The organism is Pusillimonas sp. ANT_WB101, from assembly GCF_008369125.1.
Lineage (GTDB): Bacteria > Pseudomonadota > Gammaproteobacteria > Burkholderiales > Burkholderiaceae_B > Allopusillimonas.
In genome coordinates this window covers 1,655,428-1,678,930 of sequence record NZ_VOAY01000001.1, presented here as the reverse complement: position 1 = coordinate 1,678,930, position 23,503 = coordinate 1,655,428, and the positions used below count along the sequence as shown (strand labels likewise).

General features: G+C 55.0%; 23 protein-coding genes. 18 read left to right on the top strand and 5 right to left on the bottom strand.

What is annotated here, in order from left to right; translation table 11 throughout:
- The first annotated feature begins 444 nt into the window (after positions 1–444).
- The 6 genes from thrS (at position 445) to ptsP (ending at position 6,548) form a co-directional block, all read left to right on the top strand.
- A complete protein-coding gene (gene thrS / locus FQ179_RS07560; RefSeq protein ID WP_149396585.1) occupies positions 445–2,388 on the top strand; it encodes a threonine--tRNA ligase in 1,944 nt (647 codons plus the stop codon).
- A complete protein-coding gene (gene infC, locus FQ179_RS07555; RefSeq protein WP_255474916.1) occupies positions 2,385–2,972 on the top strand; it encodes a translation initiation factor IF-3 in 588 nt (195 codons plus the stop codon). The genes thrS and infC overlap by 4 nt, the downstream gene beginning before the upstream one ends.
- Before the next feature lie 64 nt (positions 2,973–3,036).
- Positions 3,037–3,996: a glutathione synthase gene (gene gshB, locus FQ179_RS07550; RefSeq protein ID WP_149396583.1), complete on the top strand. Its 960-nt coding sequence runs from the start codon at positions 3,037–3,039 to the stop codon at positions 3,994–3,996.
- Positions 3,997–4,425 (top strand): PTS sugar transporter subunit IIA, encoded by a 429-nt coding sequence (locus tag FQ179_RS07545; RefSeq protein WP_149396582.1) that lies wholly within the window; start codon positions 3,997–3,999, stop codon positions 4,423–4,425.
- Positions 4,426–4,463: 38 nt separating this feature from the next.
- Entirely contained in the window at positions 4,464–4,733 is a 270-nt protein-coding gene (locus FQ179_RS07540; RefSeq protein ID WP_149396581.1) for an HPr family phosphocarrier protein, read from the top strand.
- A 99-nt stretch (positions 4,734–4,832) separates the two neighbouring features.
- The gene (gene ptsP, locus FQ179_RS07535) at positions 4,833–6,548 is read left to right on the top strand and encodes a phosphoenolpyruvate--protein phosphotransferase (RefSeq protein WP_149396962.1); all 1,716 of its coding nucleotides are present in this window, start codon (positions 4,833–4,835) and stop codon (positions 6,546–6,548) included.
- Here ptsP and amt read toward each other — a convergent pair.
- Positions 6,545–7,774 (bottom strand): ammonium transporter, encoded by a 1,230-nt coding sequence (gene amt / locus FQ179_RS07530; RefSeq protein ID WP_149396580.1) that lies wholly within the window; start codon positions 7,772–7,774, stop codon positions 6,545–6,547. The two genes, ptsP and amt, sit on opposite strands and share 4 nt — an antisense overlap.
- A gap of 47 nt (positions 7,775–7,821) precedes the next feature.
- Positions 7,822–8,160, bottom strand: coding sequence for a P-II family nitrogen regulator (glnK, locus tag FQ179_RS07525; RefSeq protein WP_149396579.1), 339 nt, complete (start codon positions 8,158–8,160; stop codon positions 7,822–7,824).
- An 882-nt stretch (positions 8,161–9,042) separates the two neighbouring features.
- Here glnK and FQ179_RS07520 point away from each other — a divergent pair.
- The 11 genes from FQ179_RS07520 to FQ179_RS07470 all read left to right on the top strand — a co-directional run bounded on the left by FQ179_RS07520 (position 9,043) and on the right by FQ179_RS07470 (position 18,337).
- The gene (locus FQ179_RS07520) at positions 9,043–9,231 is read left to right on the top strand and encodes a hypothetical protein (RefSeq protein WP_149396578.1); all 189 of its coding nucleotides are present in this window, start codon (positions 9,043–9,045) and stop codon (positions 9,229–9,231) included.
- Positions 9,232–9,349: 118 nt separating this feature from the next.
- Positions 9,350–9,802, top strand: coding sequence for a hypothetical protein (locus tag FQ179_RS22255; protein WP_188074526.1), 453 nt, complete (start codon positions 9,350–9,352; stop codon positions 9,800–9,802).
- Between the two features lie 223 nt (positions 9,803–10,025).
- A complete protein-coding gene (locus FQ179_RS07510; RefSeq protein WP_149396577.1) occupies positions 10,026–10,295 on the top strand; it encodes an accessory factor UbiK family protein in 270 nt (89 codons plus the stop codon).
- Positions 10,296–10,667: 372 nt separating this feature from the next.
- Positions 10,668–12,221, top strand: a complete 1,554-nt coding sequence (locus tag FQ179_RS07505) for a YifB family Mg chelatase-like AAA ATPase (RefSeq protein WP_149396576.1) — start codon at positions 10,668–10,670, stop codon at positions 12,219–12,221.
- Positions 12,222–12,404: 183 nt separating this feature from the next.
- The gene (gene rpmI, locus FQ179_RS07500) at positions 12,405–12,602 is read left to right on the top strand and encodes a 50S ribosomal protein L35 (RefSeq protein ID WP_149396575.1); all 198 of its coding nucleotides are present in this window, start codon (positions 12,405–12,407) and stop codon (positions 12,600–12,602) included.
- Positions 12,603–12,622: 20 nt separating this feature from the next.
- Positions 12,623–12,982 carry a 50S ribosomal protein L20 gene (rplT, locus tag FQ179_RS07495; RefSeq protein ID WP_149396574.1) on the top strand — a complete coding sequence of 120 codons (360 nt, stop codon included), beginning with the start codon at positions 12,623–12,625 and terminating at the stop codon, positions 12,980–12,982.
- A gap of 73 nt (positions 12,983–13,055) precedes the next feature.
- Positions 13,056–14,078, top strand: a complete 1,023-nt coding sequence (gene pheS / locus FQ179_RS07490) for a phenylalanine--tRNA ligase subunit alpha (protein WP_149396573.1) — start codon at positions 13,056–13,058, stop codon at positions 14,076–14,078.
- A 33-nt stretch (positions 14,079–14,111) separates the two neighbouring features.
- Positions 14,112–16,520, top strand: a complete 2,409-nt coding sequence (gene pheT, locus FQ179_RS07485) for a phenylalanine--tRNA ligase subunit beta (protein ID WP_149396572.1) — start codon at positions 14,112–14,114, stop codon at positions 16,518–16,520.
- A 16-nt stretch (positions 16,521–16,536) separates the two neighbouring features.
- Entirely contained in the window at positions 16,537–16,857 is a 321-nt protein-coding gene (locus FQ179_RS07480; RefSeq protein WP_149396571.1) for an integration host factor subunit alpha, read from the top strand.
- A 171-nt stretch (positions 16,858–17,028) separates the two neighbouring features.
- Entirely contained in the window at positions 17,029–17,439 is a 411-nt protein-coding gene (locus FQ179_RS07475; protein ID WP_149396570.1) for a MerR family transcriptional regulator, read from the top strand.
- A 103-nt stretch (positions 17,440–17,542) separates the two neighbouring features.
- On the top strand, positions 17,543–18,337 hold the full coding sequence (locus FQ179_RS07470; RefSeq protein ID WP_149396569.1) for a ferritin-like domain-containing protein: 795 nt from the start codon (positions 17,543–17,545) through the stop codon (positions 18,335–18,337).
- A 183-nt stretch (positions 18,338–18,520) separates the two neighbouring features.
- On the opposite strand, the gene FQ179_RS07465 is transcribed toward FQ179_RS07470, so the two are convergent.
- Positions 18,521–20,014 carry an anti-sigma factor domain-containing protein gene (locus FQ179_RS07465; RefSeq protein WP_149396568.1) on the bottom strand — a complete coding sequence of 498 codons (1,494 nt, stop codon included), beginning with the start codon at positions 20,012–20,014 and terminating at the stop codon, positions 18,521–18,523.
- Positions 20,011–20,541, bottom strand: a complete 531-nt coding sequence (locus FQ179_RS07460) for a sigma-70 family RNA polymerase sigma factor (protein ID WP_188074525.1) — start codon at positions 20,539–20,541, stop codon at positions 20,011–20,013. Before FQ179_RS07460 ends, FQ179_RS07465 begins: the two co-directional genes overlap by 4 nt.
- Before the next feature lie 185 nt (positions 20,542–20,726).
- Here FQ179_RS07460 and FQ179_RS07455 point away from each other — a divergent pair, with 185 nt between their 5' ends.
- A complete protein-coding gene (locus FQ179_RS07455) occupies positions 20,727–22,517 on the top strand; it encodes an ABC transporter ATP-binding protein/permease (protein WP_149396566.1) in 1,791 nt (596 codons plus the stop codon).
- 73 nt (positions 22,518–22,590) lie between these two features.
- Here the strand turns inward: FQ179_RS07455 and FQ179_RS07450 are convergent, their stop codons facing one another.
- A complete protein-coding gene (locus FQ179_RS07450; protein WP_149396565.1) occupies positions 22,591–23,367 on the bottom strand; it encodes an IclR family transcriptional regulator in 777 nt (258 codons plus the stop codon).
- Between the last annotated feature and the right edge of the window lie 136 nt (positions 23,368–23,503).

Below are 23,503 nucleotides of genomic sequence, written 5' to 3'. Positions count from 1 at the left end.
TTTTTGGGGCGAGTACACGCAAAACCCGGTTAGTTGCATCGGTTCAACCGCGCAGGGCAAAGCCCCTCATCCGGTAGTTTCAAAAACCCCCAAGTCAAAAGCGCGTTGCCACATCGTGTGTTGTATGGTCCGCCCATGCATATCGATAAAGGGCTTTCCTGGGCCAGGTGCCAGGTAGTCGGGCTTTTTGCAACATACTTACCCCTCATTTACGTCAAGTACATTAATTTAGTCTCTTCGTTTATTGCGTTGCCGCAAGCAGGTGTTACACTGATGAGACGATATGTTATATATACATGCTATGTCTTGGCTCACAAACATCATTCGAACTACAACACGGCACCCCTGACGGTCGCCGCGTATTGTTTTGTCAGCTTACTAGCAAAACCAAACTCACCAGAACGCGGCTAGTGCCGCGTTTTTTTGTATTTTTCAGGACGCTTTATGGTTCAGATTACCTTGCCCGACGGCTCGCAGCGCGAGTATGCAGGCCCCGTTTCAGTCAATGATGTTGCTTATTCCATAGGCACAGGGCTGGGGCGTGCGGCGCTGGCAGGGCGGGTGACCATAGATGAAGGCGAGTCGCGGCTGGTCGATACCAGCCACGTAATTGAGCGTGATGCACAGCTTGCCATCATCACTGCCAAAGATGCAGATGGTCTTGATCTCATCCGCCACTCTACGGCTCATTTGCTGGCCTATGCGGTCAAGTCGTTATTTCCGGAAGCACAGGTCACCATAGGCCCCGTTATCGATAATGGCTTTTACTACGATTTTTCGTATAAACGGCCATTTACGCCTGACGATCTGGAAGCCATTGAAAAGAAAATGGCCGAGCTCGCCAAAAAAGACGAAGTGGTTACGCGCGAAGAATGGAAGCGCGACGATGCTGTGGCTTACTTTAAAGGCATAGGTGAGCACTACAAGGCTGAGATCATCGCCTCGATTCCGTCAAATGAGAATATCAGCTTGTACCGTGAAGGCGATTTCATTGACCTGTGCCGGGGCCCCCACGTGCCCTCAACCGGCAAGCTCAAAGTATTTAAATTGATGAAGGTGGCGGGAGCCTATTGGCGCGGTGACAGCAAAAACGAGATGTTGCAGCGTATTTATGGCACGGCTTGGGCTACTAAAGACGAACAGGCGGCCTATCTGCATATGCTTGAAGAGGCCGAAAAGCGCGATCATCGCAAGCTTGGCCGAGAGCTTGATCTGTTTCACATGCAAGAAGAGGCGCCAGGCCTGATCTTCTGGCATCCCAAGGGCTGGACGCTTTGGCAGCAGGTTGAGCAGTATATGCGTCGCGTATACCAGGAAAACGGCTACGAAGAAGTCAAGGCTCCGCAAATTCTTGATCTGTCGCTATGGAAAAAAACCGGCCACTGGGACAACTACGCCGAAAATATTTTCACCACAGAGTCTGAAAACCGCAGTTACGGCCTCAAGCCCATGAACTGCCCGGGCCATGTGCAAATTTTCAATGCCAACCTGCATTCATATCGCGAGTTACCCGTGCGTTATGGCGAGTTTGGTCAGTGTCATCGCAATGAGCCCTCGGGTTCGCTGCATGGCATGATGCGTGTGCGCGGTTTTACCCAAGATGATGGCCATATTTTCTGTACCGAAGACCAGTTGCAGGACGAGTGTGCTGCGTTTACATCGCTGCTGCAGAAGGTGTATGCTGACTTTGGTTTCAGCAAAATTTTGTATAAAGTGGCAACCCGTCCCGAAAAACGTATCGGCGCTGATGAAGTCTGGGACAAAGCTGAAAAAGCCCTCATGGAAAGTCTTGACCGTACTGGCTGCGACTACGAAGTCACGGCGGGCGAGGGCGCTTTCTACGGGCCCAAGATCGAGTACACCCTAAAAGATGCTATTGGCCGTCACTGGCAGTGCGGAACCATACAGGTTGATTTTTCCATGCCAAAGCGGCTTGGCGCAGAATACGTAGACGCGTCAGACCAGCGCCAGACGCCGGTTATGCTGCACCGTGCCATACTAGGTTCTTTTGAGCGTTTCATTGGCATGCTCATTGAAAACCATGCCGGCGCTATGCCGGCATGGCTTGCTCCGGTGCATGCCGTAGTGTGTTGTATTTCTGAATCGTCCGCCAGTTATGCGGCCGAAATTACGCTAAGCCTGAAAAAACAAGGGTTTAGAGCTGAATCCGATTTGCGCGGTGAAAAAATCACCCGTAAAATCCGTGAACACAGCATGCAAAAAGTACCGTACATTCTGGTAGTAGGCGAAAAAGAGCGCGAGGCAGGCACAGTTGCCGTCCGCGGACGCGGTGGTCTTGACCTTGGTGTCATGCCATTGGCGGGTTTCGCCGACCGCCTGAAGCACGAAATAAATACCAGGCAAGACAGCGCCCAGACCGTCGCCTGAACCATTTTTTAACAACCCTAGGAGTCTTAGACATCGCAACCGAAAAACCTCATCGCATCAATGGTGAAATCCGTGTCCCCGAGGTGCGTCTTATTGGCGTAGATGGCGAACAGCTGGGTGTGTACAACACGCCCGACGCTCTGCGTCTTTCAGAAGAACACGAAGTCGATCTGGTCGAAATTGCACCAACAGCTTCGCCCCCTGTATGCCGCCTGATGGACTACGGCAAGTTCAAATATCAGGAACAAAAGCGTAAACAGGAAGCGCGATCAAAGCAGAAGGTCATCCAGGTCAAAGAAGTCAAGTTTCGTCCCGGTACCGATGAAGGCGATTATCAGGTTAAGCTTCGCAACCTGCGCCGCTTCATCGAAGAGGGCGACAAGGCCAAAGTTACCTTGCGTTTCCGCGGTCGCGAAATGGCGCACCAAGAGCTTGGCATGCGCGTTCTTGAGCGCATTCGTGACGACCTCGAAGAACTCTGCCAGGTTGAGGCAATGCCCAAGCTGGAAGGCCGTCAAATGGTGATGGTGCTAGCTCCGCGCAAGAAAGCGGTAGCCGGTAAATCGGGCGATTCAGCCTCCTGAGTTTCAGCACATTATGACTGGGGCGCCCGGTTTACCGGGGGCCCGCAGCGCACGCAGGTGGCGTATGCACGTACTTTTTGTTATTGATCCATTGCCAGGTCTGAAAGCGTATAAAGACTCGTCAGTAGCGATGATGCATGCGCTCGTTGCGCGGGGTCACTCGCTAAGCGTAACGTTGCAAGACGACCTTTTCATAGACCAGGGCACTGTCAAATGCGTGGCGACACGTATTGAGCTTGTCGACGGCGCCGACCTGCATGCTCACGCCTGGTGGCGCGACGTTGCAGCGGCCGATGACGTGGCGCTTGCTGAGTTTGATGCGATCATCATGCGCAAAGATCCTCCCTTTGATATGGAGTATGTGTATACAACGCATATGCTCGAGTATGCAGAGGCACAGGGCGCCCGGGTGTTCAACTCAGGGGCGAGTATACGCAACCATCCTGAAAAACTCGCTATTACCGAGTTTGCCCAATTTACAACGCCTACGCTCGTAACGCGCAACATGAAGCGGCTGCGCGCATTCCATGACAGTCATCGCGATGTCATCGTAAAGCCGCTTGACGGCATGGGTGGCACGGGTATTTTCAGGCTGCAGCATATCGAACCCAATCTTGGTGCAATACTCGAAACGCTTACGGTTGATGGCAGCCGGACCATCATGGCCCAGCGTTATATTCCTGAAATCGCTAACGGCGACAAGCGTATTCTGATTATTGGCGGCGAACCTGTGCCGTATTCGCTGGCGCGTATTCCGCTGGCGGGTGAAACCCGCGGCAACCTTGCAGCAGGCGGGCGCGGCGTGGCTCAGCCACTGACAGCGCGCGACCTTGAAATTGCACATGCCATTGGACCCACGCTCGCCGAGCGTGGTCTGATTCTGGTTGGGCTTGATGTCATCGGTGACTACATTACCGAAATCAATGTCACGAGCCCAACATGTTTTGTCGAGATTACCGAGCAAACCGGCTTTGATGTGGCAGGCTGTTTTGTCACGGCACTCGAAAAGGCTGTGGGTATTTGAATGGCTCGTATAGTTCTTGTCATGCATGAGCCGTTGGGCTCTGCGTTCGCCTCATGTGCCGAGCATGTGCTGGGCCACAAGGCCAGCCTTGATGTGTTTGACGTAGCGCCTGATGCCGACCCCGAAGCAGAGGTAACTCGGCTCGCGCGCCTGCTACGCCAAGAAAACGAACCCATGCTGCTGCTTTGCGATATTTATGGTGCGACGCCGTTTAATATTGCCAAACGGGCCATCCGCCTCGTTGCTGGCGATGGCATGGTCGCGCATCTAATTACCGGCAGCAATTTGTGCATGGTTCTCAAAGCATTGACCGAACAGCAAGAAAAACCAGATAAACTAAGCGAAAGTGTGCGCCAAGGTGCGCTCCGGGGTATTGTCGATGCAGAGTGCATGGAGATCTCCCACTTCGGCACTGGGTGCGACAGTTAACGCTTGCAGGTTCTGCTAATTAAACATAATAAGTTTTTATGCCTACCATCGATATCGTAATCAGCAATAAGCTGGGTCTGCATGCCCGGGCAGCAGCCAAACTTACTCAGCTTGCCAGCAAATTTTCCAGTGAAGTGTTTATTGCTCGGGGAGCGCAGCGGGTCAATGCAAAAAGCATCATGGGTGTCATGATGCTTGCAGCTGGCATGGGTGTCACCGTCAAAGTTGATGCAACCGGCGAAGATGCTGAACAGGCTCTGCGAGACATCAAGGCCTTGTTTGACGGCAAGTTCGGCGAACACGAATAAACCTGCTTGCCAGTTTTTGGAGCCCCTGTACTTATGACGCCCAACAGCCCGGCACATGCGACATCGTCCATGTCATCGCCCCCCTGTGGCGACCATGCCATGGTGTGCGCCCAGGGCCAGGCCGTTGTAAAAGGGTATGCAATTGGTCGTGCAGCGGTTATGGGTGCAGCAGCGCTTGAAGTGGCTCACTACCGAATCTCGCCTGAAGACGCGCAAGCCGAATGTGATCGCCTCAAAGAGGCACTGCAAACTGCGCGTAACGAGCTCGACGCCATTGCTGTCACACTGCCCGATGATGCGCCACGCGAGCTAGCTCCTTTGCTTACGGTACACAGCATGTTGCTGGGTGATCCCATGCTGTTGCAGCAAACATGTGAACTCATTGTCGGGCGGCACTATAACGCCGAGTGGGCACTGACCAGCCAGGGTCAGTTTTTGACCGAACAGTTTGCCCTCATGGAAGATGAGTACCTGCGCGAGCGTGGTGGCGACATACGCCAGGTTATTGAGCGCGTGTTGCGCGTTATGGCGGGCTCGCCGCCACTGCTGCCGGCCTTTGACTCGGCCGAGACCGATGATCCGCTGATTGTGGTGGCGCGAGACATTTCACCTGCAGATATGCTGCGTTTGCGTGGTGGAAGGTTTGCAGCATTTCTGACAGATCTGGGCGGGCCCACCTCGCACACGGCTATTGTGGCCCGCAGCATGAATGTACCTGCTGTAGTCGGGTTGGGTCATTTTCGCAGTCTGGTACGCGACGGAGACGTACTGATCGCCGATGGTTTTACTGGCGCTGTGCTGGTTAACCCATCAGCTCAGATCCTGAACGAATACCGACAGCGGCAGGCTGATTACGCGCGCGAGCGTCTTGAGCTTGCCAGATTGCGTGACGCACCTGCCATGACGCTCGATGGCATTACCATCAGGCTAGAGGCCAATATCGAGCTGCCTGAAGAGGCTGAAGCGGCCGTTCAGGCGGGCGCCGATGGCATAGGTTTGTTTCGCAGCGAGTTCTTGTTTATGGGGCGGCCTGACTTGCCCTCAGAAGAAGAACAATACGAAGCCTACGCTTCTGTGGTCAAAGCCATGCAGGGGCGGCCTGTCACCATACGCACGCTCGACATTGGCGCCGATAAAAGCCTCGATGGCGATACCACGGTGGCAACCAATCCTGCGCTTGGGCTTAGAGCAATACGCTATTGTCTTGCTAACCCCGAGATTTTTGCCACGCAATTGCGGGCCTTATTGCGCGCTTCCATTTTTGGGCATGTTCGAATACTTATCCCGATGATTTCGCAAATGCACGAAGTGCGTGCCACGCGAGCGGCCATCGAGTCGGCCTGTCGCGAGCTCGACGAGCGCGGTACGCCTTATGCGTGCAATTATTCGCTTGGGGCAATGGTAGAAATACCGGCCATGGCTATAGCCATCGAGCCTTTTGTTGATACGCTCGATTTTCTTTCTATCGGTACCAATGATCTTATTCAGTACACGCTAGCCATAGACCGCGGCGACAGCGATGTGGCTGATCTGTATGACCCTATGCATCCTGCCGTGCTGCGCCTCATTGCGCATACGATTAATGCCGGCGAAAGGGCGGGCAAGCCTGTTGCCGTATGCGGTGAGATGGCGGGTGATGCCCGCGTTACGCGGATGCTGCTGGGGTTGGGCCTGACTCAGTTTTCTATGCATCCTCAGCAAATGCTTGATGTCAAAAAAGAAATTCGCCAGGCCCATTCCAATGCACTGAGAACCAAGGTGGCCATGGCCCTTAACCGCGCTGAGCGCATTGACCTGGCCTCCCTCATAAATTAAAGCTGGTAAGCGCTTTCACCGTGGCTGGTAACGTTTAGCCCTTCACGCTCCTGTTCCACATTGACCCGCATGCCACCGCAGAGCTTGCCGGCGATAACGCAGGCGATATAGGCGGCGAGTGCTGACCAGACTACCGTAATAAGCACAGCCTCCAGTTGCAGCCAAACCTGGAATGGAATGTCACCAAGATGTTCCAGGCCGGGGCCGCCCAGAGGCTTGGCATTGAAGACGCCCGTCAACAGTGCGCCGGCTATCCCGCCTACGGCGTGTATGCCGAACACATCCAGGCTGTCATCCACCCTCAACCAGTGTTTGAGCCCGTTTACGCCCCACAGACAGATGGCGCCTGTGATAAGGCCGGTAATGAAGGCGCCTACCGGGCCTACGAGACCTGCGGCAGGGGTCACACCCACCAGGCCGGCGATGGCGCCGGAGATAGCGCCCAGCAGGGACGGTTTGCCTTTGTATTTCCACTCTATGAACGTCCAGCTGAAGATTGCGCCAGCCGTAGCGATCATGGTGTTGAAAAAAGCCAGTGCGGCCGTCTCGTTGGCTGCCAATGCTGACCCCGCGTTAAAGCCGAACCATCCCACCCAGAGCAAGGCTGCCCCAATCATGACCATGGGCAGGTTGTGAGGCTGCATGGGCTCACGTCCATACCCCAATCGATTGCCGACGACATAGGCGGCGACCAGCGCAGCGACCCCGGCGTTGATGTGTACGACCGTGCCCCCCGCGAAGTCCAGAGCACCTCGCGCCAGCAACCATCCGCCAGGCCCCCACACCATATGGGCGATGGGAAGGTAGGCTAGCGTCATCCAGATTGCAGTGAATGCCAGCACGGCTGAAAAGCGGACGCGTTCCGCAAACCCACCCACAATCAGGGCGCAGGTAATGCCGGCGAACGTGGCCTGAAACGCGGCGAAAGTCAGTTCGGGAATGGTGCCGCTGATCTTGTATGAACCTGTCGCCACATTTTGCATCCCGCTGAAAAAGAGGCGAGAAAACCCACCCAAAAATGCATTGCCTTCTGTGAAGGCCATCGAATAGCCAAATGCAAACCAGAGAATTAAGGCCAGTGCGAACACCGACACCACCTGGATCAATATGGAGAGTACATTTTTGCTTCGAACCAGCCCCCCATAAAAAAGCGCCAGCCCTGGCATGACCATTAATAACACCAGCAGAGTTGAAATGCTGACCCACACGAAATCGACTTTATCCATGAGTGGTTCTCCTAAAGAGTAAAACGGCTAATGTTGCAGTGCTCATGTCAAAGGGCGGCTTCGCCTTGTTCTCCTGTGCGTATGCGTACCACTTGCTCTAGGGACGTAATGAATATCTTTCCGTCTCCAATCTTTCCGGTGTGGGCAGCTGAGCAAAGCGTTTCTAAAGCCAGCTCGAGTTGCTCGTCGGTCACAGCCAGCTCCAGACGTAATTTGGGCAGAAAATCTACGGTGTACTCCGCGCCACGGTACAACTCGGTGTGACCTTTCTGCCGGCCGAAACCCTTTACCTCGGTGACAGTCATGCCTTGTATGCCAATGTCGGACAGAGCTTCCCTCACTTCATCCAGCTTGAAGGGCTTGATAATGGCGGTGATAAGTTTCATAGCAATTCCTCTGTTAGGGGGCAAGATCACTTACGCAATGAACGTGCCAATTTTTCAAATTGAAAGAACATGAGGGGCAGGAGCGAGTTGTTTGCAGAATGCGAAGGGGAGGCAGGAGCGGATTGCTCGATGATTGTGGAGGGGAACAGGAGCCAGTTGTTTGCAGAATGCGAAGGGCCACCAGCGTGGATCATGCCGAATCCGTTAATACCGTTTTTGGCAGGCAGCAGACAAAGAGAAGTGGAAAATAGCGAGGGCCACGCACCATAACAGGGAGCGCGCACCAAAATAGGGCGGTTTATGCACAGCACCACAGACTTGATAAGGCCCGAAAAGGTTATGGGCAAGCGCTAGCGGTGCTTGTCAAATGTCATTCTCAAACCTTAAAGGCCAAGAATATGATTGAGCGATGCACAAACTTCATTTCTACAACTCTTGGCTCATTTGGCGTAATGCTGCCATCAATAAAAGCCCTCTTAAGCTACCCGGCGGGCAACCCAAACTGCAACTAAATGCCATAATCGTTCTCCGCAATTTCGTGCAAACAGCACAATGGCTTATGAATGAACCGGTTTCAAGCGTTCCAAAAACGCACAAAAATGTAACAAAACCCTTGTCTCAGAGGGGGTTTGTATCTGTCTGTAGAAGCGTGTTTTCGGGCAAACGCGCCACGGGCCAAGGCTTATGCGGCTTTCGCCAAAATGCCAAGCAAAAAATCTAAGCAAATGAAATCAGGAATTACACTAGGTTCATGGTGGGGCCTTGATCTGTCGCTAGAATTGTTACCAAGCCAGTTGTAACAAGCACAAGCTGGCGGCCGATGCGTCAGTCGCGCCGGATCGGCAAGGTATATAGCGCGACGTTGGACGAGAGAGGAACATCATGAACAAATCACGTGCACATTTGGATTTAATTTCCATGGCTGCTTCCCTAAGCCTGCTTGCCGCGTGTTCAAAGGGTGACGATACGCCTCCCCCGGCTGATTCCGGCATGACCGCTGCGCCTGACGCAGCACCTGCACAGGGTACGGCTCTTGAGTCGAGCCCTGCTCCTGGCACCTCGACGCAGTAATCTCGAAAGACATTTCGCCAACAGGCCAGATCATCAGTTCGTTGTTGGGTTATTTGTCGCGCTGCAATCCAACAACAAAGACATCTTGCGACATCGTTTTAAAAAGTGAGGAATCATCATGAACAAAACCCGCACACACATAGCCATTATTGGAATCATCGCTTCCATGAGCCTGCTTGCCGCTTGCTCCAAGGAAGAGGACAAAAATGCCGTTGATTCAGGCGTTGCAGCCCCCGTTGTAGTGCCTGAGACGGCGCCTGCTCCAGCACCTACGCCAGCACCTACCCCTGAGCCTCAGGTTGCGCCAGCAGCTGAGCCAGCGCCCGCTACTAGCAGCACCATGACACCTGCAGAGCCTTCCGAAACTGAAAAGCTCAAGCAAGATGCCACGGAAGCTGGCGACGCGGTGGCTGATAAGGCGAAAGAGCTCAAAGACGCCACCGCCGAAAAGGCAGATGAGGCGGGTGCAGCCATTCGTTCTGGTGCTGACAAGGCAGACAAGGCCATTCAAGATAAACTTGGCGATGGCAGCCCCAGCACCGCTGCGCCACCACCGGCCAACCAAAAGTAATCGCCATGCTGCGGATGTCACCGTGCCGGTGCTACCAAGCTGTGACAACTCGCTAGGGTTTTTTAAAGTGCACCATTAGCCGAAGGCCTGCTGCGACACGCCGGGTATGCTTGCACCATGCCCGGCATTTGCGCTCAAGGCAACGTTCAAGCCAGTTGCACCAAAACGGACTTTTCCAAGTCCGTTTTTTGTACACTAGACCATTAAGTCAATGGAGATAGCCATGATAGGCCGCAGCGATTGGATCGAAGAGTTTCAAAAAAACATGTCTGACCTTATTGCCAAAAGCCCGGCGGCAGACATCGAACGTAACGTCAAGGCGATGATGGCACAGACGTTTTCACGTATGGACCTGGTCACGCGAGAAGAATTTGATGTGCAGGCCCAGTTGCTTGAGCGTGCGCTTTCGCGCATAACCGCGCTCGAATCCAGGGTGCAGGCTCTTGAGGGTCGGCCAGACACGCCACTGCAGCAGGGCACTTCGCACGTGTGACGCCCGCCCAGCGGAGGCGCCAATTGCTGCAAGGGGTGCCTAGCGCAAGAGATGCGCTAGCGCAACAGGCTCACCGCGCAAGAGGCAACTAGCGAAGAGGCAACTAGCGAAGACCCCCCCAGCGGAGGCGCGACTTGGTGCGAGGGCACCTAGCGAGGAGGCACACAGCGCAAGAGCAACGTTCGCTGCAGCGATGTGGTCTTCGTTGCGAAACGGCGCGCTTTCGGGAAGCATATGGCGTTTGTTGGTAGTTTTCCCGGTGGATAATTTGCCACTCGGCCCCTCTTGCTGGGCTTGCTATCACGCCATACTCGCCGCACGGCATTCATCAGGTACGGTTTTGGTCCTGTCTGCCGTTTGGCGAGGTGTTATATGTCATTGGCAGTGGTGGCCAGTCGCGCACTCTACGGGCTTGAGGGTTGCGCGGTCAGGGTCGAGGTATATGTAGGAGCCGGGCTTCCGTCATTCAATGTGGTCGGCTTGCCAGGCGCAGGCGTACGCGAAAGCCGTGAGCGCGTGCGAGCCGCCATTGTCAGCAGCGGCTACGAGTTTCCGGCAGGGCGCGTCACGGTCAATCTTGCACCGGCCGATTTGCCGAAAGATTCAGGCCGTTTTGATCTTCCCATTGCACTGGGTATTTTGCTGGCTTCGGCGCAGTTAAATGCTCCTGGTTCCAAAGAGGCAACGTCTAAGCAGGGTCGTTGTGTGCAGCCCGATGTGTCTCGTTATGTGCTGGCGGGTGAGCTGTCGTTAACAGGTGCCATTATGGCGGTCAACGCTCCGCTGGCCATTGCGTTGGCTGTGGCGCGGCAGCATGCGGGTGCAGTATTGGTTTTGCCAGAGGCCAATGCGGCATCTGCCGCTCGGGTACCCGGTATTCATGTGCTGGCTGCACGCACACTGGCAGACGTAGCTGCACATTTTTCGGGTATCTCGTCCTTGCCTGTCGCTACACCCCCAAACGAGAAGCTCAACGTGCCTGACCTATGCCAGGCGGCAGTCCGCTGTCTTTCTGATGTGCGGGGGCAACCGCAGGCCAGGCGTGCGCTTGAGGTTGCTGCGGCCGGGGGCCACAGTCTGCTTATGTCCGGCCCTCCAGGTACCGGAAAGAGCATGCTGGCACAACGTTTGCCAGGTTTGCTGCCACAGCTGGATACCGAACAGGCACTGGAAGTTTGCGCTTTGGCGGGCTTAGAGGGCATAGATTTGCCATGCCAGGTGCAACCGCCATTTCGTGCGCCTCATCATTCTGCCTCGGCCGCTGCATTGGTGGGTGGGGGGGCGGTACCACGTCCAGGTGAAATCAGCAGAGCCCATCGTGGCGTCTTGTTTCTGGATGAGTTGCCCGAGTTTCAGCGGCATGTGCTCGAGTGCTTGCGCGAACCGCTGGAAACCGGCCATATTTCTATTGCTCGTGCGGCGCGCACACTCACGTTTCCAGCCGCTTTTCAACTGGTGGCAGCCATGAACCCATGCCCTTGTGGTTGGCTTGGGCACCCCGTCAGGCCTTGTGCCTGCACGCCTGACAGCATCGCCAAATATCGTCAGCGCATCTCAGGGCCTTTGCTTGACCGCATTGATATCCAGATTTCTCTGCCGGCGACAGAGGGGCATTGGCTCGATATGCCGCCAGGCGAAGCATCGGCCAGCGTGCGTCAGCGAGTACAGGCTTGCCGTGCCCGACAGCAGCGCCGGCAGAACTGTCATAATGCCGCTCTGAACGAGGCAGGTATAAAAGCTTATTGCAAGCTGTCACCAGTAACGGCCGCCTTGATGAAGCAGGCGCTTGTGCGCTGGCATTGGTCGGCACGCACAGCCAGCCGTGTTTTGCGTGTGGCGCGCACTGTGGCTGATCTGGCGGGTGCTGATGAAATAGCCGAGATACACATCGCTGAGGCCATCCATTTCAGGCAGCCTTGGCCATGAGTCAGGCCTGATTGTTAATCAGGCCTGAAAACGGTTGGACACGCGGGCAGAATTCATCATATAATCAAGGGCTTTTCCGGGCTTGTCATCGCCTGGAGGAAGCCAATAAGTGGGTCGCCAGGTCAAGCAAGTGTCGCCAGATTGTTTTGGGGCCACCTGCATCCACAAATTTCCGAGTTACACATGCCTAAGATGAAGACCAAAAAAGGCGCGTCAAAGCGCTTTAAGGTTCGCGGTAGCGGGTCTATCAAGCGGGGCCAGGCGTTTAAGCGCCACATCCTCACCAAGAAAACCACCAAGAACAAGCGCCAGTTGCGCGGTTCTGCCGCAGTGCACGCCTCAGACGTCGCAGCGGTCAAGGCCATGTTGCCTTTCGCTTGATATAACGGAGAACCACTACTATGCCACGCGTAAAACGCGGCGTTACCGCCCGAGCTCGTCACAAAAAAGTTATTAAAGCTGCCAAAGGTTATCGCGGTCGCCGAGGTAATGTATTCAGAATCGCCAAACAGGCAGTCATGAAGGCTGGGCAATATGCCTACCGTGACCGTCGCAACAAAAAGCGCACTTTCCGTGCTCTCTGGATCACCCGTATTAACGCGGCCTGCCGCGAACTGGGTATGTCGTACAGCGTATTCATTGCTGGCACCAAAAAAGCGTCGATTGAACTCGACCGCAAAGTGCTTGCCGATATGGCTGTTCACGACAAGGCTGGCTTTGCTGCCGTGGTAGCCCAGGCTAAATCCGCGCTGGCTTCCTGATCGGCTGCGATTCTGTTGTATTGTTGCAAACGGGGCTCTTTTGGGCTCCGTTTGCATTTGGAAACCCCACATCATGACATCTATGGCTGACGATCTGGTCTTGCAGGCCAAAGAACTCTTTGCGCAAGCTGCTGACGCTGCGGCACTCGAAAACGCCAAAGCCAGGTTTCTTGGCAAGCAGGGCGCATTGACGCTATTGCTCAAAGGCTTGGGCAAGCTCGATCCCGAGCAGAAAAAAGCCGAAGGCGCGCGCATCAATCAACTGAAGCAGCAGATCGAAGCTTTGCTCAATGAGCGGCGTGCTGGCCTGGCCCAAGCCGATCTCGACAAACGCCTGGCTTCAGAAACCATTGATGTCAGCTTGCCAGGTCGTGGCCGCAAGTTCGGGGGTATCCACCCGGTTATTCATACCTGGCAGCGCATAGAAGCCATTTTCAGGTCCATAGGTTTTGACGTGGCAGACGGTCCCGAAATTGAAAATGACTGGACCAACTTCACGGCCCTCAATAACCCCGAAAACCATCCCGCACGCTCCATGCAAGACACGTTTTATGTCGACATGAACGATGCGCAAGGCTTGCCGCTGTTATTGCGCACGCACACCAGTCCCATGCAAGTGCGCTATGCACGCATGCACAAGCCCCCCATTAAAGTCATTGCTCCTGGGCGCACTTACCGTGTAGACAGTGACGCCACGCATTCGCCCATGTTTCATCAGGTTGAAGGCCTGTGGATCGCCGAAGACATATCTTTCGCCGACCTTAAGGGGGTATATACCGACTTCCTGCGCGCCTTTTTTGAAACTGATGATCTGTCAGTGCGATTCCGCCCGTCTTTTTTCCCGTTCACTGAGCCCTCCGCCGAAATTGACATGATGTTTACGTCAGGCCCCAACCAGGGGCGCTGGCTTGAAATCTCGGGGTCGGGCCAGGTACACCCCGAAGTGGTGCGCAATTACGGGCTAGACCCCGAACGCTATATCGGCTTTGCCTTTGGTTCGGGTATAGAACGCCTGACCATGCTGCGTTATGGCGTCAACGATTTGCGCCAGTTTTTCGAGGGCGATCTGCGCTTTTTGCGCCAGTTCAATCGCTAAACGTCCGAAACACCCGCTTCTTGAGAGCAGAACATGCAATTCCCCGAGTCCTGGCTACGCGCTTTCGTCAACCCAGACATCAGCACAGAAGAACTGTCGCACCGGCTTACCATGGCCGGCCTCGAAGTTGAAGAGACGAACCCTGTTGCACCGCCATTCAGTGGCATTGTTGTCGCACACATCGTTGACGTCGCTGCGCACCCCGATGCAGACAAGCTGCGTGTATGTCAGGTCGATGACGGCTCTGGTGCCTTGCTGCAAATCGTCTGCGGTGCGCCTAACGCCACAGCAGGCATTAAGGTGCCGCTTGCGCGCGTGGGTGCCGAGCTGCCGGGCGGCATGAAAATCGGTCCGGTCAAAATGCGTGGCGTGGAATCAGCCGGCATGCTGTGTTCCGCCCGTGAGCTGGGCTTGTCCCAGGACCACGCCGGTTTGCTCGAACTTGATCAGGCAGCCACGGTTGGTCAGTCGCTGCGCGACGCGCTTGATCTCGACGATATGCTGTTCACCCTCAAGCTAACCCCTAACAGGGCAGACTGCCTCTCTATACTTGGGGTAGCGCGAGAGGTGGCGGCGCTTACGGGCCAGCCACTTCAATTACCGTCTGTTGAGCCTGTTGTCGCCACATTGCAAGATCGCTTGCCTGTGCAGGTACAGGCACCAGACCTGTGCGGCCGCTTTGCCGGTCGTATTATTCGGGGTGTCAACGCCAGGGCACAGACGCCATCGTGGATGAAAGCGCGTCTTGAGCGTGCAGGGCAACGCCCAATTTCAGCGCTGGTTGATATTTCCAACTATGTCATGCTCGAACTTGGCCGGCCTACCCATGTGTTTGATCTTGATCGTGTGCAGGGTGGTCTTACCGTACGTTGGGCCAAGCCAGGCGAGCAGATCGAGCTGCTTAACGGGCAAACGGTAAAACTCGAGACCGATGTCGGTGTTATTGCCGGTGGTGACCAGCTTGAAAGCCTTGCGGGCATCATGGGGGGCGAAACCTCCGCCGTCACGCTCGACACGACAAATATTTATGTAGAAGCGGCTTTCTGGTGGCCCGAGGCCATTATGGGTCGTGCCCGCCGCTACAAATTTAGTTCAGAAGCCAGCCATCGCTTCGAACGGGGTGTCGATTTTGCGTCCATCCCCGAGCATCTTCAATTCATGACTCGCTTGATCATGGATATCTGCGGTGGTCAGGCAGGCCCCGTAGACGATCAGGTCATTAACCTGCCAGAGCGCAACCCTGTGCAGATGCGTCTGCAACGCTGTCAGCGTATTCTTGGCATTCCGCTAACGCGTGAAGAGGTTGCTCGCATTTTTACCAGCTTGGGGCTGCAACATGTCATTGCCGATGATGTGTTCTCGGTGACGCCACCATCGTACCGGTTTGATCTATGCATTGAAGAAGATCTCATCGAAGAGGTGGCGCGTATTTATGGGTTCGAGCGTATCCCTGATGTGCCGCCTGTTGCGCAAGCCAAGATGCGCACTGAGGTCGAAACATTGCGCGGCCCGCACATGCTGCGCGCCGCCATGGCCTCGCTTGATTACCAAGAGGTCGTCAACTTTGCATTTGTTGAAGAGGTTTGGGAGCATGATCTGGTTGGCAATGCCAACCCCATCAAACTGCTTAACCCTATTGCAAGCCAGCTCGCTGTCATGCGCTCCAGTCTTATTGGTGGCCTGGTCGCCAATATCGTGCATAACGCCAACCGCAAGCAAAGTCGTGTAAGGGTTTTTGAGCTGGGCCGCGTGTTTATGCGTGACGCGTCAGTGCCTGATGGCGATCTGACGGTCGCAGGGGTTAATCAGCCCGTGCGTTTGGCGGGCGCGGCGTGGGGCCCTGCTGACGAAGAGCAATGGGGTGTGCCAACGCGCCAGGTAGACTTCTATGATGTAAAAAATGACCTTGAAAGTGTGCTTGGTCACCAGGCCTCCAAGCTTGTGTGCATCGCTGATGCGCATCCCGCATTGCACCCAGGGCGTTCAGCACGTCTTGAGCTCGACGGCAAGTGTATAGGATGGCTGGGTGAGCTGCACCCGCGCTGGGCGCAGCAGTATGATCTCGTCCACGCGCCGGTCGTGTTTGAAGTAGATGCCGAAGCCCTGTCTGAGGTTGGCTTGTTTCAACCGCGGGAGCTGTCACGACAGCCTGTGGTCATTCGTGATTTGGCTGTGTGGGTTGATGTATCAATTACTTACGGTCAATTGCTTGATACACTCAATAGTAAAATTCAGTCTGATGCTACGCTCAGTATCGTAAAGGACATTAAACTTTTCGATGTCTGGCGCGACAAGTCGGCGCAAAATACTGAAAAAAGCATGGCATTTCGTTTCTGGCTGCAAGGGCGTGACACCACGCTTGATGAAGCTACCGTAGAGCGTTGTCTGGCCGGCCTGCTTGAAGCGTTGGTCAATATGTCTGGCGTACGTCCGCGTGCTTAAGGAGCAAATCATTACAATGAAATCCGATCGCACTCTCACCAAGGCAGAACTTGCCGAGTTATTATTCGAACGCGTGGGCCTGAATAAACGTGAAGCCAAAGATATCGTCGACACGTTTTTCGAAGAAATCCGCGAATCCCTGGCGCATGGCGTAGAGGTCAAACTGTCAGGTTTCGGAAACTTCCAGGTTCGTGACAAGCCGCCGCGTCCCGGGCGTAATCCCAAGACCGGCGAGGTCATCCCTATTGCAGCGCGCCGGGTGGTTACGTTTCATGCAAGCCAGAAGCTCAAAAGTGTGGTCGAGCTGGCTGGCAAACCTGCAACATCGCCCAAATAGGTTGCTAGGGTGGGCTACTGGTGTTGCCGCCGCAGTTGCATGCAGGCTTTGCCCTTGAGGCTGGGCCGATTGCATACGGGGCGGCCACGTTTATCGTCGGTTGTCCGGCGGCATTCAGGCATCGTCGTCAGCGGCGATGCGCTTCATTCTTAATCGGCATACAATCCGCACATGAGCACAAGCGAAAAAACAGTCATTTTGCCGCCCATACCTGCCAAGCGTTACTTTACGATTGGTGAGGTCAGCGATCTATGTTGCGTCAAGCCCCACGTGTTGCGTTATTGGGAGCAAGAGTTCACGCAGCTTAAGCCGGTAAAGCGCCGGGGCAACCGTCGTTACTACCAGCACCACGAAGTGCTGCTGATCAGGCGTATTCGCCACCTACTCTATGAAGAGGGGTTTACCATCAGCGGGGCGCGTAATAGGCTGGGTGATCTGCACGATGTACCGCATGATCAGGATGCTGCAGTCCGGCTTTCGGGTGCGGAGTTGCAGGCACTGCGCAAAGACCTCAATAACATCAAAGACATGTTGGGTGCCGCCCTCGGCGATAACGAGGCAGCAGATCCACAATTGCTTTAATACGCCGTTGCATGCCTGATCGGTTTGCCTAGCATGCCGTTCACGTGTGAGCGAAGTGTATTGTTTTAATCGCAACCCCAGCGCTGAGCGCCAAGAGGTTTTCATGTCAGCTGATGCGCTGCGCAATAAAGCACTTTCAGCGTTGCTGATTTCGGATCCGACACAGAAAATGACGGCTGCAGGTCAATTGTCCGACCTGCTTGTCGTCGATAGCTATGCCGAGATTACAGCACCCCATGGCATTCCTGGGCGTCCACTCCAGCCTCTATTGGTGCCACCACAACAGGTAAAGTCACGCTCAATGGGCTCGCCCGAGGGGCGGGCGGCACTCATTCATTCGCTGGCTCATATTGAATTTAACGCTATAAATCTAGCGCTGGACATACTCTGGCGCTTTGCTGGCATGCCTGACGCTTTTTATCGTGACTGGGCTCGGGTCGCACGCGAAGAGGCTTATCATTTTGGCCTGCTGAAAGGGCATTTGCAGGCCATGGGTTATCAGTATGGCGATATGCCTGCCCACGACGGCCTTTGGGAAATGGCAGAGCGCACACAGGATAATTTGCTGGCTCGTCTGGCTCTGGTGCCCCGAACGCTGGAGGCACGAGGTCTTGACGCTTCGCCTGTTGTACGCGACAAATTGGCCGGTGCGGGTGACGCCGCCGGAGCGGCCATTATTGATATTATTTTGCGCGATGAAATCGGTCATGTTGCGGTGGGCAATCACTGGTACCGCTATGAATGCGAGCGTCAGGGGGCTGACCCCGTTGCGCAATTTGCCGAGCTGGCAACAACATACCGCGCCCCTCGTCTGCGTGGGCCGTTCAATTTGTCTGCCCGCCGCGAGGCCGGGTTTACCGATGAAGAGCTAGACGTTCTGCAACAGAACGCACGATAGCCTTAGCTAACGCAAGCTTAGTCGATATCATCAGGGCGCAAGCGCATCTGCCGCTACGACATTTTTTTGCTACAACATTTGCTGCTGTGGCATTTGCCGCTAGGGATGTTCCAGCTACGGCATTTATCGCCACGGCGTTTGCTGTCGAGGCGGCCTCAGCTATATTTGCCGCTGCCGCCCTCGCTACTGTATTGAGCCTTTAGGTGCAACGTTTGTGGTTGGATTGGTTGGCGCAGGCTCCTGCGCGCCAAACGTGATGACTTGGCCGATGAACAATACGGGGCCACTTGGGCTCGCATTTGGCGAGCCGCCTTGTGGTTCGAGTGTCATTTCGAACAGCTGATCTTCACCCAATGTGCCCATGAGTGTTGCCGGAACCGTTACCGGGAGGTTGGGGTCTATGAGGCCCAGCGAACGAGCCTGCGGCATGGAGGCACTTCGGGTCCATAGCTGTACGGATGTGTCGGCAGGTATGTCGCTGCGCACCTGTGGCTTCATCAATACATTGCCTTCTGGATCGAACGTGACAACCCACCCTGGCGTGGATGTTTGCCCCGGTGCCTGCAGGATGGCAGCCTGGGTTGGTGCGACGGTCACAATATTGATGGGTGGCTGCGCAGGCTGAGAGGGTATGACTGCGAGTACCAAGGCAATACCGGCAAAAATAGCTGTAGCAGCGCGCCAAACCCAGATATTGCCGGCGACGGTTTGGTGCGATGCCTTTGGCTGGCGGGCGCCAGGGTGGTCCGCCTTTTCGTGTGTTGCTTTTGCCGCGCTCATGGTTGCAGATGCGGGAGCTGGAGCTGGTGCTGCTGTTCGAGTAGGTGTAGGTGCGTGCGCTGGAGCAGGTGCAGTTGAACGTGCAGGTGTTGGTGCTGGTGCTGGAGCATGTGCAGCTGTACGTGCAGGTGTGGGTGCTGGTGTATGTGTGGATGCATCTGTGCGCGCAGGCGCGGGTGTGGTGTGCGTTGTGGTCGCAGCAGCGCCATTGCTTAAGTGATCAGAAGTACGTGACCGATCTGCAGGGCTAACCCCGGTTTGTTCTGCAGCAATGCTACGGTTGGGGGGGGCATAGGCGGTTTTGGTATCTGGCGGCGGCGTGATGCTGTCTTTTTTCTCAGCACTGTGCCCAAACGAGGGTTCGAGCCGTGGCGCCGCTGGGGTTTGCGGCGTGCTGCGGCTTCTTAGCCAAGAGGTTGTTGTGTGCTCCGCCTTGCCTGTACTGGTGGTGTCGGGTGGCGGTGTTGCCGCATGATTCGTAGCGCGGGAGACTGTAGGCTGCGACGTCGGTATGCCAGCTTTTTCCGTGTTTTCGGACTGCTCCGACAGAGGCGGCTGCAGAGGTGTTTGTGAATCTGCTGCGATTGTTGCCACGTCGGGCTCATGCGCAGCGCCATTTACGGCAGCGGCAGGCTTTCGATACAGGCTTGATGGCGCTGGCGTCGTGTCGTGACCGAGTGTGGTCTGAATGCGCTGCAACAGCAGTGGCGACGGGTCCATTGGAGGCAATACGTCGCTAAGATCAAGCAGACTGTCTTCCCAGTCTAGCGCTAGGGCGATGGCTTCGTCGCTTTCGCTTAGCAGGCTGTGCGCGCGGGCGGTGTCGTGCGAGCTTAATAAGCCCAGCGTGTACTCTGCAATGAGCACATTGTGTTTTGAAATGTCGGTGCTGCTCATGCTTGGCGCAGCTCCCGCAAGTGGCTAAGGCCTACTTGAGCACGCATGCGTGCCTGTATCGGCGATATCTTCAGCCTCGTGGCGATCTGCTCATACGAATAGCCTTTGTAAAAGGCCATCAATATAGGGTGACGCTGGCTTTCATCAAGCCGGGTCAGGGCATTGAGCAGACTAGTTGCCGATTGACCAGGTTCGGGTGTTAGCACAGGCAACGATTCGGATGAGGTCGCGCCTTTCAATGTGTAAGATGAAGACTGACGAAGGCGTTTCAAGGCCCGGTATCTTAATATGCTGTACAGCCACGCCCGGCCTTTGCCGGAGCTTGCATCAAAGCTTTCTGCGTTTTTCCAGACCAGCACAAAGGTATCGCAGACCAGTTCTTCTGCTGCGGCCCGTTGGCCGAGCATAGACATGCCCAGCGCTAGCATGCGGGGAGCCTCGTGTTCGTAAAGACGTTGAAACGCTTTTTGGTCGCCCCTTGCGCAAGCAAGAAGGGTGGCTTCGTAATCGAAGGGTGAAACAGTCATACAGTCTCCGGCAGAGACGCGGAGGTCTCCGCGTGCACAATGCCGGTATTGTAGTAGCAGCATGGCCTTTTTCTGGTGCCAATAGACGTGTCAGAGTATTTCAATGCCGTGCATGCTACTCATGAGTGCAACGACGCCAGTGCGTACAATGTCAGACGCGCTAACTTTCACTAAGTGTTTCTTGCATGTCTGCCTCTCCGGCCCCCTCTTCAAGTAAACGGAACGATCTTTCGGTTCTGAAATCGTTGCTGCCTTATGTGTGGCAATTTAAATACCGTGTCATTGCGGCATTGGCCTGTCTGGTGGCCGCGAAAGTGGCCAGCGTCATTCTGCCTATTTTTCTTAAAGACATTGTCGACCAGCTCAGTGTGCCGGCCACCTTGATGGCCTTGCCCGTTGCGGCCTTGCTGGGCTATGGTTTTGCGCGGTTGGCGAGCAGTGTTTTTGGTGAGCTGCGCGATGCCTTGTTTGCACGCGTAACCCAGGGCTCTGTGCGTCGTATTGCCACACAGTTGTTTTCGCATCTTTTTTCGCTGTCGCTGCGTTTTCACATGGACCGTCAAACTGGCGGTTTAAGTCGTGACATTGAGCGGGGAACTAAAGGTATCGGGTTTCTGCTCAACTTTACGGTGTTCAATATTTTGCCCACACTGCTTGAGTTGAGCATGGTCACGGGCATTTTGATGTGGCGGTATGACATCCGCTTTGCCGCCGTCACGCTCGGCACTATTGGTGCTTACATTATTTTCACACTATTAGTCACTGAAAAGCGCATGGTTTATCGTCGAACCATGAATAGCCTGGACAGCAAGGCCAACAGCAAGGCGATCGATGCCTTGCTCAATTACGAGACCGTCAAATACTTTGGTAATGAAACGTACGAAGTAAGCCGTTATGACCGCAATTTGGGTGAATGGGCCGATTCGGCAGTCAAAAACCAGATATCCCTGAACCTGCTTAACATTGGCCAAGGGGTAATCATTACGGTGGGTGTAACCCTGCTGTTGTGGTTGTCGGCTTCGGGTGTGGTCAGTAAGACTATGACAGTTGGTGATGTCGTGCTGGTTTCCGCATACCTGACGCAGCTTTATGCACCGCTTAACTTTCTGGGCTTTGTATATCGTGAAATCAAGCATTCACTGGCCGACATGGATCGCATGTTTGGCTTGCTTGCGCAGGGTCAGGAGGTTGCCGACCACCCCGATGCGCACAAGCTGAAATCGCGCCAGGCAGAAATTGTTTTCGAGGGCGTGGACTTTAACTACGAAGACGATCGCCCCATATTGCGTAACGTGAGTTTTTCGATTCCGGCGGGCAAGACGGTAGCAGTTGTAGGGTCGTCGGGCGCGGGCAAGTCGACGCTCTCCAAGTTGCTGTTTCGCTTTTACGATGTTAATGGCGGAGCCATACGCATAAATGGCCAGGATATTCGCGAGCTTACTCAGGCAAGCTTGCGCCAGCATATTGGCATCGTGCCACAAGATACCGTGCTCTTTAACGACACTATTTTGTACAACATTGCTTATGGCAACCCGCTCGCAAGCCAGGATGAAATCATTCGCGCCGCACAGGCCGCACGAATCCATGATTTCGTTCTCAGCCTGCCCAAGGGCTATGAGACGCTCGTTGGCGAACGTGGCCTGAAGCTTTCTGGCGGCGAAAAGCAGCGGGTGGCCATTGCCCGCACCATTTTGAAAGACCCACCTATACTGGTATTTGATGAGGCGACCAGTGCCCTCGACACACGTACCGAGCGTGCCATTCAGCAAGAGCTGGAACAAGTGGCTCGTGATCGCAGCACATTGATGATTGCCCATCGTTTGTCGACAATTGTCAACGCCGATGAAATCATTGTGCTGGAGCATGGCAGTGTGCTGGAGCGCGGTACACATGCACAACTCTTGCGACTGCAAGGCCGTTACGCCCAGATGTGGGCGATGCAGCAGGCGGGCGACGAAGCGTCTTTGGACGTGTAGCGTTTAAAAACGGGCTGATCAGGGGTAAGCGGAACTCTGCTGTGCAGGTGGGCAGGGGTGTTAACGAGGCAACTTACAGCATGGCCATGTTTTCGTTAAACGTATCCGCGATATGCTCGGCCGCCTCTCGTAATGCGGGCAGAAAGTGCTTGAGACTCTCAGTCGAAGCGCGATCCGCCGATGATTGAATCGCCACCGCCGCACAGGCTCGCGAGCGCCCCTGCATGACCGGAACAGCAATCGCCACAATGCCTGGCATGTATTCCTGGTTATTGACGCTCAGGCGATTTTTTCGAATGGAAATCAGCTCCTGCCATAGCACGTCACGGTCAGTAATCGTCTGGCTGGTGCTGCCGCGCAATGGAAGCTTGTTCAAGAGCCGCTCTCGCTGCTGCCTGGGCAGAAAGCTCATCATGAGCTTGCCGCTGGCTGTGCAGTGCAGCGGCACACGTGAACCCGCACTCAATATCGTAGATAGAGGCCAGTTGGCTTCGACCCTGTCCAGATAAACAATGCCATCCCCGGTGGACATGGCCAGATTACAGGTCTCATCCACGGTATCCACCAGTTCTTGCAATATGGCACGCCGCGCTGCGGCAGGACCGTCGACCATCAGCATGTTGACGGCCATTTTCCGTACGCGTGAAGAACATTCGTAATGTTTTCCGGGCCCATTGCGTGAAATGATCCAGGCGCTTTCCAGCTGTTTGAGCAGGCGATGCACGGACTGTTTGGGCAGCTCGATACGCTCAGAAATTTGCGCAAGAGTCAGTGGTTCGCGTGCGGCCGAGATGATTTCAATAATACGAAAGGCGCGGATCGCCGCTGCGTTGGCCTGAGTGGAAGACATGCGGGGCTCCTTGAGAACTCGGTTCAATGTAGTCCCGAAAATTGAATATTTCCAGTCAGCGTCAGCGTGAGTATACGAATACTTGAAAAATGGGACGTTTTATTTCCATGACAGCGTAGATTCTATACGGACGGAC